Source organism: uncultured Parabacteroides sp. (genome assembly GCF_902493135.1).
In the GTDB taxonomy this organism is placed as follows: Bacteria; Bacteroidota; Bacteroidia; order Bacteroidales; family Tannerellaceae; genus Parabacteroides.
In genome coordinates this window covers 24,804-36,307 of sequence record NZ_CABUOD010000028.1, presented here as the reverse complement: position 1 = coordinate 36,307, position 11,504 = coordinate 24,804, and the positions used below count along the sequence as shown (strand labels likewise).

Annotated in this window: 12 protein-coding genes; all 12 read left to right on the top strand. The window is 53.8% G+C overall.

Going from position 1 to position 11,504, the window contains the following annotated elements; genetic code table 11:
- Positions 1–15 precede the first annotated feature (15 nt).
- The gene (locus RDN79_RS12970) at positions 16–954 is read left to right on the top strand and encodes an HK97 family phage prohead protease (RefSeq protein WP_298551721.1); all 939 of its coding nucleotides are present in this window, start codon (positions 16–18) and stop codon (positions 952–954) included.
- Between the two features lie 18 nt (positions 955–972).
- Positions 973–1,812, top strand: coding sequence for a hypothetical protein (locus RDN79_RS12965; RefSeq protein WP_298551719.1), 840 nt, complete (start codon positions 973–975; stop codon positions 1,810–1,812).
- A gap of 4 nt (positions 1,813–1,816) precedes the next feature.
- Positions 1,817–2,281 (top strand): N-acetylmuramoyl-L-alanine amidase, encoded by a 465-nt coding sequence (locus RDN79_RS12960; protein ID WP_298551718.1) that lies wholly within the window; start codon positions 1,817–1,819, stop codon positions 2,279–2,281.
- Between the two features lie 15 nt (positions 2,282–2,296).
- Positions 2,297–2,704, top strand: coding sequence for a hypothetical protein (locus RDN79_RS12955; RefSeq protein WP_298551716.1), 408 nt, complete (start codon positions 2,297–2,299; stop codon positions 2,702–2,704).
- A 204-nt stretch (positions 2,705–2,908) separates the two neighbouring features.
- Complete coding sequence (locus RDN79_RS12950) at positions 2,909–3,460, top strand: hypothetical protein (protein WP_308573235.1); 552 nt, start codon at positions 2,909–2,911, stop codon at positions 3,458–3,460.
- The gene (locus RDN79_RS12945; RefSeq protein ID WP_298551710.1) at positions 3,424–4,011 is read left to right on the top strand and encodes a hypothetical protein; all 588 of its coding nucleotides are present in this window, start codon (positions 3,424–3,426) and stop codon (positions 4,009–4,011) included. The genes RDN79_RS12950 and RDN79_RS12945 overlap by 37 nt, the downstream gene beginning before the upstream one ends.
- Positions 3,992–4,477 carry a hypothetical protein gene (locus RDN79_RS12940; RefSeq protein WP_270621254.1) on the top strand — a complete coding sequence of 162 codons (486 nt, stop codon included), beginning with the start codon at positions 3,992–3,994 and terminating at the stop codon, positions 4,475–4,477. The genes RDN79_RS12945 and RDN79_RS12940 overlap by 20 nt, the downstream gene beginning before the upstream one ends.
- Positions 4,478–4,560: 83 nt before the next feature.
- On the top strand, positions 4,561–4,695 hold the full coding sequence (locus RDN79_RS12935; RefSeq protein WP_262886333.1) for a hypothetical protein: 135 nt from the start codon (positions 4,561–4,563) through the stop codon (positions 4,693–4,695).
- Positions 4,692–7,841, top strand: coding sequence for a hypothetical protein (locus RDN79_RS12930; protein WP_298551705.1), 3,150 nt, complete (start codon positions 4,692–4,694; stop codon positions 7,839–7,841). Before RDN79_RS12935 ends, RDN79_RS12930 begins: the two co-directional genes overlap by 4 nt.
- Positions 7,841–8,755 (top strand): hypothetical protein, encoded by a 915-nt coding sequence (locus RDN79_RS12925; protein WP_298551703.1) that lies wholly within the window; start codon positions 7,841–7,843, stop codon positions 8,753–8,755. Before RDN79_RS12930 ends, RDN79_RS12925 begins: the two co-directional genes overlap by 1 nt.
- A 1-nt stretch (position 8,756) precedes the next feature.
- Positions 8,757–10,940 (top strand): hypothetical protein, encoded by a 2,184-nt coding sequence (locus tag RDN79_RS12920; protein WP_298551701.1) that lies wholly within the window; start codon positions 8,757–8,759, stop codon positions 10,938–10,940.
- Positions 10,937–11,479: a hypothetical protein gene (locus RDN79_RS12915; RefSeq protein ID WP_259032964.1), complete on the top strand. Its 543-nt coding sequence runs from the start codon at positions 10,937–10,939 to the stop codon at positions 11,477–11,479. The genes RDN79_RS12920 and RDN79_RS12915 overlap by 4 nt, the downstream gene beginning before the upstream one ends.
- Positions 11,480–11,504 lie beyond the last annotated feature (25 nt).

The following is an 11,504-nucleotide window of genomic DNA, read 5'->3' as shown; positions in this document are numbered from 1 at the left end:
AAAAGGTATCGCACCATGAACGAAGACGAATATGTACTCAATGATGAGAGCGTGGTAAACAGCCACGGTTTTGTCCTTTTAAATTCAGCCGGACGCTTCGAGCGTTACAACGCCAACCCGGTGATGCTATTCAACCACGAGTCGTCCAACCTGATCGGTCAGATGGCCGGTTTGCGTGTGGAGGGTACGAAACTGATCGGCAAGGCTGAATATGACGAAGAGGACAAGTTGGGGGCCAAATGTAAACGCCAGGCGAAGAAAGGAATCCTGAAAGGATGCAGCCCCGGAATCATCATCCACGCCGTGGAACTGCGCACCACGCCTGACGGTGAGGAGCGCGTGACGGTGACCGACTGGGAACTGTGCGAAGTAAGCCTGGTAAGCGTCCCCAGCAACAGGAATGCCCTCCGCCTGTACACAAACGGGGGCGACATCATCCCCGACGACCGGGTAAAACTGAGCGTCGAAGCATTGTTGAACATCAACCAAAAAGACAAAGAAGAGATGGACAAAATCATCCTGACAGCCGAGGCGTACACCGCGTTAGGCTTAAAAAGCAACGAGGCGGATGGCAAATCGATTTCCGCCGCCATCATGGAACTACAAGCCCGTGCTGAGAAAGCGGAAGGCGAACTGGACAAACAGCGCAAACAGCAGGCTGAAGATTTAGTCGCGCTGGCTGTAAAAGAGGGCCGTATCACGGCGGACAAAAAGGAATCGTTTGTCAAGTTGGCATTGGCTGACTTCGACACGGCCAAAGCGACGCTGGAGGCGATCCCCGCCAAGGAATCGTTGTCTGCCAAAGTGACCCATTCGACCGGAAAACCGGCTGTAGCAAGTGAGCGAAAGGACTGGACGTACCTCCGCTGGGCGAAAGAGGACCCGGAAGGGTTGAGACGCCTGAAAGCGGAAGATCCGGAGGCGTTCGAGGAATTGAAGAAACGAATTAAATAACCATTAAACAAGTATTTTATGCCTATAGAAAAGCAAATTTGGATTGCCATGCTGATGGAGGGATTTTATCCCGACCGTACATTCCTGACCCGTTCGGTGGACATGACGGCGATGGTGGAGTACAACAAAATCAACCTGGCAGAAGCGGGTGTCGCTCCGGATGTATTGATAGACAATACGGAATTCCCGGTACCGACCGCATCACGTACTGACGTGGCCTTGGAATTGCCACTCCATACGTTCGACACGAAAAACACGGTGGTTCGTAATGTGGAAGAAATGGAGACGGCCTATGCCAAAATGGAGAGTGTCGTGCGCCAGCACCGTAACACCTTACAGGCGAAAACGGCCGCATACGCCGCTAATAATTGGGCACCGGAGGAAGCAAAAGAGTTGACGCCGGTCAAAACTACTACCGGATCAGGAAAGATCTCATTCGAAGACATCCTGAAGATGGATGCCTGGTTCCGCTCGCAGGACATTGATCCGGCCACCTTGGTAGCCGTATTGAACCCGTATCACCTGGCTGACCTGCAATTGGAGGACATGAAACTCTACAAGGCAATGCTGGAAAGTAACAAACTGTTTGGTTTCTCGCTCTACACCTTCAGTCAGTTACCTTATTACAACCAAGAAACCGGAAAGAAAGTGGCATTTGGAACGGCAGCAGCAGAGACAGATGTCCAGTGTTCCCTGTTCTACTCCGACCAGGAGGTAATGCGTGCCGACGGTGACATTGAGGTGTTCGCCAAGTATAAGGACCCGGGCGAGCGTGGCGATGTGATCGGTTTTCAGAAACGCTTTACGGCACTTCCGATCCGGAACAAGTACCAAGCGGTCATCTATAACAAGGCGTAAATCGATGGCACAATTGAAACACTTAGTCCTCCACTGCACCGCCACCCCTCCCGGCCGTGAAGTATCGGCGGCAGACATCCGCCGTTGGCATTGCGCCCCCCTTTCGAAAGGTGGCCGCGGCTGGAAGCAGGTGGGCTATACCGACATGGTCCACCTGGACGGCAGGGTGGAACGGTTAGTGGCGAACAACGAAGACGACGTGGTCGATCCCTGGGAGATTACCAATGGGGCAAAAGGGCATAATAGTACGGCCCGGCACATCGTGTACGTCGGCGGCGTGGCTGCCGACGGGAAGACTCCCAAGGACACTCGGACGGCGGAGCAGCGGAAAGCCCTTGCAAACTACGTGAGGGACTTCCACCGCCGCTTCCCATCGGTGAGGATCGTCGGACATAACGAACTGGCGGCGAAGGCCTGCCCCAGCTTCGATGTACAAAAATGGCTGAAAGAAATAGGTATTAACCAGTAAAACAACAAAAACAACATGAAACAGAAATTCATTCTTTCCCTTTTCGGGATGATGGCATCGTTTGCCGTATGCCTGCCGGTGTTGGCAGTAGTGGCAGGTTCGCCGGAAGTGGCGGTAGAAACTCCGGACTACAACGCTGTATTCCTTTCGCTCTCCGCGCTCGTGGCGACAATCCCTTTTGTGGTGGAAATCGTGAAAGGCTTTTTCCCAAGCCTGAAAGGGATATGGACGCAGGTCGTTTCCTGGCTGGTCGCCGTCGGGCTGTGTATGTTCGGCTGGTGGCAGCATTTGGGAATTTATGACGGCATCGAGTGGTATATTGCCCTGCTCTATGGATTGGGTAGCGGACTGGCGGCAAACGGTATCGCCGACATCGGGCTGGTGCAGTGGATAATCGGACTATTCAGCGAGAAGAAATCCTAACTGTCAACTGTCAATTGTCAACTTTCAACTGAAAAGACATGGACTGGGACGCATTATTTGGTTATCTCGGCACGGGCGGCGGCCTGATCGTCCTTTTGAACTGGCTGGCCGGGCTTCCCCTGCTGCGCCGGAAGAACCGGCTGGAGAAAGACAATGTGTCCCGCCATATCGCCGAAAAGGACAACGAGACAATAGTAAACCTTTATGACGAGATTCGAGATTTTCAAGCACGCATGTCGCGCCTGGAGGGGTGTATTGCGAAGATCGTGGTTTGCCCTGTGTATGACCGTTGTCCTGCCCGTACTCTCGTGCAGGACTATAAAAGAAGATACTTCTATCCGGGTGGCCGACAGTCTCCGGTGGGACAAAAAGGTGAACGTCACCCTCGCGACAACCCCGTTGCCCCCGGTCCGGCTGACGGCCCCGCTGGACAGCCTCCGTAAGCTCCCCGCCGGAGCGGTCTATACCGGCAGTTCAGGCGGTTTGCGCGTAACGGCGAGCCTGAAAGGTGACAGCCTGTGCGTGACGGCAGAAGCGGAAAACCAGCCTCGGCTGGAATACCGGGAAGAGGAAAGCCGGGAACAAACCCGCAGCGGGCAGTCGGAATTGGTAACGGTAAAAGAGCCTGCCGTCGTCCCGTTTTGGAATTGTCTTAAACACGGTTTGAACGGCATTTTAATAGCATTCATTATAATAATCATTTTCAAACGATATAAGCAATGGCAGAAAACAAGAAAACAAGATCGATCGGCCTGAAGATCGCCATGTTCGGCGACGTGAACCAGAACGGGGGGATGCCGGAAGTGATGAAGCAGCTGGCCAAGACGCTGAAAGGAACCGCTTCGTTCAACACCGAAGCCAACCAGACGCAGGACTTCTATTCGGAAGAGGAACCGGAAGTCCCGGAAGAAACCGTTGTGACCGAAGCCGGACTCAAGCAAATCAAACTGAACTTCATGGAGTGGGACAACGACGTGCTGGTCACTGTCTTTGGAGGAACGACCGTGACGGAAGATGTGACCATCAACGGGGTGACCTACAACGTCGAGAAATACAAAGCCCCGAAATCCACCGTACAGGTTGAAAAGGCGGTGCGTGTCATTTCTCGCTATGGCGTGGTGATCGATGTCCCGCGGGCAAAGATCGTGGCACGTTTCATCTGGAACCTGACGAATACCGACATTGCCCAGATCGAGGTGACGGCTACCGCACAAGCGCCGATCGGTGAAAACGACGGCCCGTATGAGATTTACCGGCTGGGTGAACCCAAAGCAAAAGAAACGGCAGATGAAAACAGAGCCGATTGAAGCCTATGCCGCCGACGCGCTGTTGAACCGGCAGCTGACCATCAACCTGCCGGCCCCCTGGCTGCTCCGGAAGTTCGGTAAACGGACCATCCGTTACGGCGTCCCATTCCCGACAGGCGAGACCCTTTGCCGGATGGCTGCAATCTTCTGCCGGATGAACCTCGATTTGAAGGAACTGAAGGCGGGTGACCTGGGCACGACGCTGGAGTGCATCGCCCGCAACGGTAAACGGGTGTCGCGTGTCATCGCCGAAGGGATGGTCGGGAACAGCCTGCTCTCGCGGTGGCTGGTTCGCCCGTTGGCCTGGTACATCCGTTGCCATACCACCATGAAAGGGATGGCGGAACTGGCGCAGGTGATCCTCCTGATGGCATCGCCGGAGGGTTTTATGAATACTATCGACTCGGTCGCCACCATGAACCTGATGGCACCGACACCGAGCCAACCGACGGAGGAAGGGAGTTAAAGGAGGCATACGAACCTCCCCATAGCCCTTTCGGACGCATCTACGCGCTGGTCTCCTCCGGCACGTTCACCTACGATGAAGTGATGCGCAAGATACCTTGGTGCGTCGTCCTCACGATGATCAGCGATATAGGTCGGACACGGAAAAAGGAGGAGAATGAAAAAGAAGATATTATCCAAACGGAAGAAGAGGAACTGGCATTTTTGGGACTGGCATGAATAACGAACCGATATATGTGACATTTGAGTTCAAAGGCAACCTTTCGGAGGAGGTCGAGAAGGTGAAGTTAGGGATCGCGGGCTTGCGTAACGAGTCCACACAGACCTACCAGCGTCTGATCGCCGACAGCAACGAAGCATTTGCCTCTATGAACAAGGGCAACCAGCAGCTGGCCGTCAGCATCCAGGAGGACATTAACAGCCTCCGACAGCTGGATGCGGCCGGCAAAGCGTTGGATGAAAGTTTTGCCCGTGGCGCGATCACGACCGCCCAGTATGCCGAAGGCAAGGCGAAACTCGCTATCCAGGAAACCGACCTCCGTAATGGCATCCAGGAGAATATCAAAGTGCTCCAGGAATCCATCGAGCAGGAACGGATGGCCGAGGGAAGCATCGAATCGCTACGCGCCTCACTCGCCAAAATGGAAACCGCCTGGCGCAAGATGTCAGCTGCCGAACGCGAAGGGGCAGCCGGTGAGGAGCTTCGCGCGAAGATCGAATCGTTGAAAGAGGAACTGGCAGAGCTGGAGAAAGGAACCGGTGGTGCCGCCTCCGGCTTGAAGCAGTTTCAGAGCCAAATCGAATCGTGTCCAGGCCCAATCGGGCAGACGGCCACCGCTATCGGAAAAATGACCAAGGCGGCACTCGCCTTTATCGCCACGCCGCTCGGCATGGTGCTTGCCGCCATCGCCGCCGGGCTTGCCGCCGTCAGCAGTTGGTTCCACCGCACCGAGGAGGGGGAAAACGCCTTGGCGAACGCCACGGCAGCATTCAACCAAGTGCTGGGCAGTCTGCTGGACGTGGTCGATAAGGTAGGCGAATGGCTATACAAGGCTTTCACCGAACCGAAAAAGGCACTATCCGACCTGGGCGATTTCCTCTCCGGCCAATTGATGAACCGCCTCCGTTCCGTTGGAAAAGCGGGCGAAGCGGTTTGGAAGATATTGAAGGGCGATTTCAAAGAAGGAACCGCCGACTTTGCCAACGCTTGGTTGCAAGGCTTGACCGGTATCGAGGATGCCGGACGGAAAGCTGCCGACTGGATGGCCGATACCAACGAGAAGATCAAGGAATCGGTCGAACTACAAAAACGTCGCAACGCCCTCGATGTAGCCGAACGCGACCTCTTGGTGGAACGTTCCCGCTTGGAGGCGAAAATCGGCGAACTGCGCGACAAGGCATACGACATGAACTCACCGGAGGCGGAACGTGCCAAAGCCCTGAAGGAGGCGATCCGCCTGACGGACGAACTCTTTGCCAAGGAACAGGCCATCGCCCGCGAGAAATACGAGATCATCAAGGCACAGAACGGCCTTGCCAACTCCAACAAGGCCGACCTCCGCGCCGAAGCGGAAGCCTTGGCCGAAGTGAATCGCCTGGAGGCACAACGCTATGCCTCGCGCCGCATGATGTTGCGTCAAAGCAACACATTGGATGGCAAGGCTGCAAAAAACAACGGGGATGACGGTCCGCTTGGTTCCATCCGTTATTACGAAAAGGTCATTGCCAAACTGAAGGAGGCACACGCCCTGGCCACCGACGACCAAAGCCGTGAAAAGCTGAATGCCGAGATCGAACGCAACGTCAAAGAACTGGAGCGTATCTCTGAACGGGTGGGAAAAGTCGCGCTTGAATCATCCAAAGGACTGCTGGAAGATGTGATGAACGGCCTTACCCGCAAGCAGAAGGAATTGGAAGCCGAAGCCCAAAAGCGGGCGGAAATGTTGGGTAAACTCGATACCTCTGACCTTGAACGACTACGCCAAAAGATCGAACAGACTACCAATCAGACGAAAGAAGCCCGCGAAGGGGTCTTGGGCTTGCTGGATGCCTGGGATACATTGTCTGATTCGGACAAAGCTTCTGCCATCGCCGATGAATGTTTCATGATCGCCGACGGCCTTTCGTTGGCAGCGGAGACGGCAGAAATGTTCGAAGGAACATTGGGCAGCACGCTTTCCACCGTTTCCGATCTGGTGGCTGGCGTAGGCGATATCGCTGCCGGTACCGGACGTGCCCTTTCGGGCGACCTGATCGGTGGTGCTACCGGTATCCTTTCCGGCGTGACCGGCATTATAGGTTCGTTCAAAAAACGGACGGAGGAAAACAAGCGTATCCTTGCCGAATACCGGCAGGGCCTCTTGGAAACTGAGATGAAGGAACTGGAGTACAACGCCATCCTGCGCAAACGACTCCGTATCCAACAGCAGATCGGTGAAACCTCCCTGAAATACTTCGACCGTCTGAAGACGGAACTGTCCGGGCAAGCCACCGACATCGCCGCCGAATACGACAAGGTCTGGGCAAAGCTGATGGGCGAAGAATATATCTCCGGAACCCACTACAAGCACGGCACCTGGTTCCGAAAGGCGAAGACATGGAACGATTACAGTTCACTCTCCGGAAAGACCTACGAGGAGATCGAATCACTCTATACTGAGGACAAACTGACCGATGCAGCCCGAACGCTTTTCGAGCAGCTCCAAAAGCTGAAGGAAGAGGGCGAAGAAGTCTCCGACATGATGGACGACCTGAACGAAGAGATGAAGGAGGCCTTCACGGGAACCACCGTCGATTCGATCACCGACAGCATCATCCGTGGCTTCGCCGAGGGCAAACGTTCCGCCAAGGACTTTGCCGACGATTTCCAGCAGATGCTGAACAATGCCGTCCTACAAGGCATCAAGATGAAGGCACTGGAAGAACCTTTAAGGAAATGGTACGAATCATTCGCCGAAGCGAGCGGTGCCGGCCTGACGGAAAGCAACATCGCCGACCTGAAAGCGCAATACGACCAGATCATCGAGAATGCTGCCCGGCAGTTGGAGGACATGGAGAAGATAACAGGCACAGCCATCGGAAACATCGCTTCCGACCGGACGGCCACTGCTAAAAGTGGTGCCCTTATTAGTCAAGACAGCGCAAACGAGATAAGCGGCAATATATATGCCCTCCTGATCTATGCCGACAAGACATGCCATGGGGTGACGAATATCAACACGCTGCTGGTGGAAAGCCTTACGCTCATGGAGCGCATCGCCAAGAACACGGACCGGTTGGAAAACATCGAAAGGGACATCGCAATCATGCGCAGCAGCTTCCAGGACGTAGAGAACAGGGGACTCATTTTACGAAAAACGGCATAATGGAAAACGCTTTATACATAGACGACTTGCACGTAAGGAGCCGTTTCGGTTGTTGGATCATCCGTGGCGGGTATGCCGGTTTGCTCACTTTCCCCGCCATGCGCGAACCGGAATACAACGACTGGCCCGAAGAGGACGGTATCGAGGTGGACCTTTCGGAGCCGAAGCTGGAGGACAAAGAAATAGCGATCCCGTTCCTGGCCGATACCCATGTCGGGGCAACCGACTTGGTCGCTTACCTCAGTGAACCGGGGTACCATAGCTTTTATATTCCTTCCTTGGGCAGACGGTGGAACCTCAGACTAAGCAGCCAGTCGGCTGGTCGCGTCTATCCGCTGGCCACTTCTTTCGAGTTGAAGTTGGTGGAAGACGTGCCGGTACGCCCGGTACCGGAGACGATGCCCGATCCGGGTGTCCGGCCCACGGAAAGCCGGTACCTGCTGGACGGTGTCCCCTTCTCGGCCTACGGGGTGGCGACCGACGACACACGTGCCTCGTTCTTGAAATCCCCCACGGCAAAACGGAACATGGACCGGACGGTTTCGACCGAGGACGGGCGCATATACGATGCGGACCACTTGGTATTCCAGAAAAAGGAAGTGACGTTCAAATGCCATTTCAAAGCCGTTTCAATGGAAGCCTTCTGGAAGTGTTACGATGCTTTCTTTTCCGCACTGATTCAACCGGAAGAGCGCAAACTGTATGTGGAAGAGATCGGCAAGGAATATCTCTGCTATTATAAGAACAGCAGCGGTTTCAAAATCCTGACAATGGCGGGGCCGGTTGTCGTTACGTTCAACCTGACATTGGTGTTTACGATGTTCCGCCTGTATGAAACGGATTACTTCTTGGCAACAGAGGCGGGAGACTGGATCGTGACCGAAGACGGGGAATATTTAATCGATATGAAATGATATGACTGGACAAGAGAAAAAAATACGGATCAGTGAACTACCGGCTTCTGTGACGTTCCGGGGGCTATGGACGATCGGCTACCAGATGGTGGACGGCAAGAAGACCAGTGTGCGGGTAAGCCTCTCGGAGATAGAAGATGCCTACGAAAACTGTCTCGCCGCCACAGCTTCTGTCGGCGATGCCGTCAAGCGTGCCGACGATGCGACCGATTTGGCAAACCGGGCGGCAGCTGAAGCCTTTGCCGTCAAAGAGGCGACCGACAAAGTGCGCCAAGATACGCAGGCGGTCAAGGAGGCTACCGAACAGGTTAAGACTGAAACAGAAACCGTCCGCGATGAGACTGCCCAGGTGAAAGCAGACACTCTGTCGGTGAAAGAAGCGACCGACAAAGTACGCCAAGACACCCTTTCCGTCAAGGAAGCCACCGAACAGGTCAAGACTGAAACGGAAACAGTCCGTGATGAAACAGCTGGGGTGAAGGCAGACGCCCTTGCGGTGAAAGAGGCGACCGACAAAGTACGCCAGGATACCCTTGCCGTCAAAGAAGCTACCGAACAGGTCAAGACCGAGACTGAAACCGTTCGTGATGAAACCGCCCAGGTGAAAGCAGACACCCTTGCGGTGAAAGAAGCGACTGACCAAGTACGCCAGGATACGCTGGCCGTCAAGGAAGCTACCGAACAGGTCAAGACTGAGACGAAAACGGTTCGGGATGAGACAGTCCAGGTGAAGTCAGACACCCTTGCGGTGAAAGAGGCAACCGAACAGGTACGCAAGGATACTCTTGCCGTTAAGGAAGTTGCCGACGAAGCGACTGAAAATGCCAAAGATGCTACAGCCATAGCCAAATCCGTATCGGATCATCCTGGCTACATCGGAAGCGACTATCATGTATATGTGTGGGACTATGTGACAGGAACCTATAACAAAACGGCTACCGTCCTTCGTCCCGAAGGGTTCAGCATATACCGCACTTATCCTTCCGTGGAGATGATGGAAGCGGATTTGATGAATGTGCCGGAAGGGAAATTCGTGCTCATCAATACGAACGATGTGGAAGTTCCGGATAATGCAAAGCTGTATGTCCGGGGTGCGGTCTCATTCGAATATCTGGTCGATATGTCCGGTGCCATCGGTTTCACCGGCAAGACCCCGCAAATCACTATCGGGAACGTCACGGTTGGCAGTTCAGCTTCGGCGACCCTTTCCCCGGACGGTTTTGATGAAGACGGTAACCCCATGTATAAACTGAACCTGGTGGTGGTTCCCGGCCCCAGGGGATTCATCCCCCTGATCGAAACAGGAACCGTAACGACGGGAGAAGCCGGAGGCGAAGCGGCCGTAGACTTGCTGCCAAACGGACAAACCGAGGACGGCAGGGACAAATACTTGCTGAATTTTGTCATCCCGCAAGGTCTGCCGGGAGAAGGTTTCGGGAATCTGGCTGTGGATCCTTCCGGAGTCCTGGCAGGTAAAAAGTGCCTGTTGATGTTTTCCCGTGACGGGATGCCGGAGAGTGGCACGCTGATCGAATATGTAGACCCAATCATCCCGAAAAAAACAAGCGACCTTGAAAATGACTGCGATTTTATCGATACGGCCGGGGTGACACTAAGGATCGGGACACATGATGGTGATCCCGGTGCGCATGGTGATATCCGGCAAAGGATAACGGACGTGGAAGCGATCGCCCGTGGGAAGTCGCGTGCGAAAATTTTCGATACGGTAGACGAACTGGACGAATGGCTTTCCAAAGAGGAGAACACGCTGTTGCTGCAAAAAGGGGATAACCTCTACATCCGGGACAAAGGCGTTCCCGATTATTGGTGGGACGGTGCGGCAAAACAGGAATTGGAAGTGGAGAAAGTGGACCTTTCCGTTTTTTATGACAAGGGTACGTCAGACAAACGTTTTTCTTTCAAACCGTTGCAGAAAACAGCGGTCTTATTGCCCGGCTCTTGGATAGAAGACGAAAAAGAGAGGCTATGGTGGCAAGAGGTGGAAGACGGTGATGTCCGGGAGGGTTGTTTTCTTGAAGCCTGGCCCGAAGATAAAAAATCAGCCGATGAAGCCATCCATATCCATATCTACGAAAATATGCCTGTTACGGACGGCCGGTTCCGGGTTGCAGCCGAGAAAAAAGCATCTGAAGCAATAAACATAACTTATACGATAATAAAATGAGTTACGGGGTATTCAAGTTGAACAGATGTTATTCAGGTCCGAAGACACTGATCGCATCGGCAGAAGAACATGGCCCGTTCGTCTGGGAAGAATGGTGGCATGATATGCGGTTTGTGAATGCCGAAGAAATCCATGTACCGGTTAAAGATTCGGCAACATTTTCGTTTGACCGCATGGTATTTCCATACGCCGTTGAAAAAGGCCCAACCATACAGGAAGGTGGATGGCATGACATGACATTTACAAGGTTTGAGGAATCTGCCGTGAACGTATGTGACGAAGACAGATGCGTCTTCGATGTCATGTTACGACCGGAGGCGGTAGAAAAAACGGATTCACAGGACTTGATACATGTCAAAGTTGGCGATCCGCATATCGTCACGCCGGTATCCATGTTGCCAGCCGACAAGATTGACGTTTCCAAGAAAACAACCGGATCCGGCGGGTATATGGAAAAAACGACTTCTTCCGATTCCGTGGCTGTATTCCTCGAACGCGGAAAGGATGCGGGTGAGACACCGGACGAAGAAGAAATTTGAAAGAAATGAAACATAATACGAACCA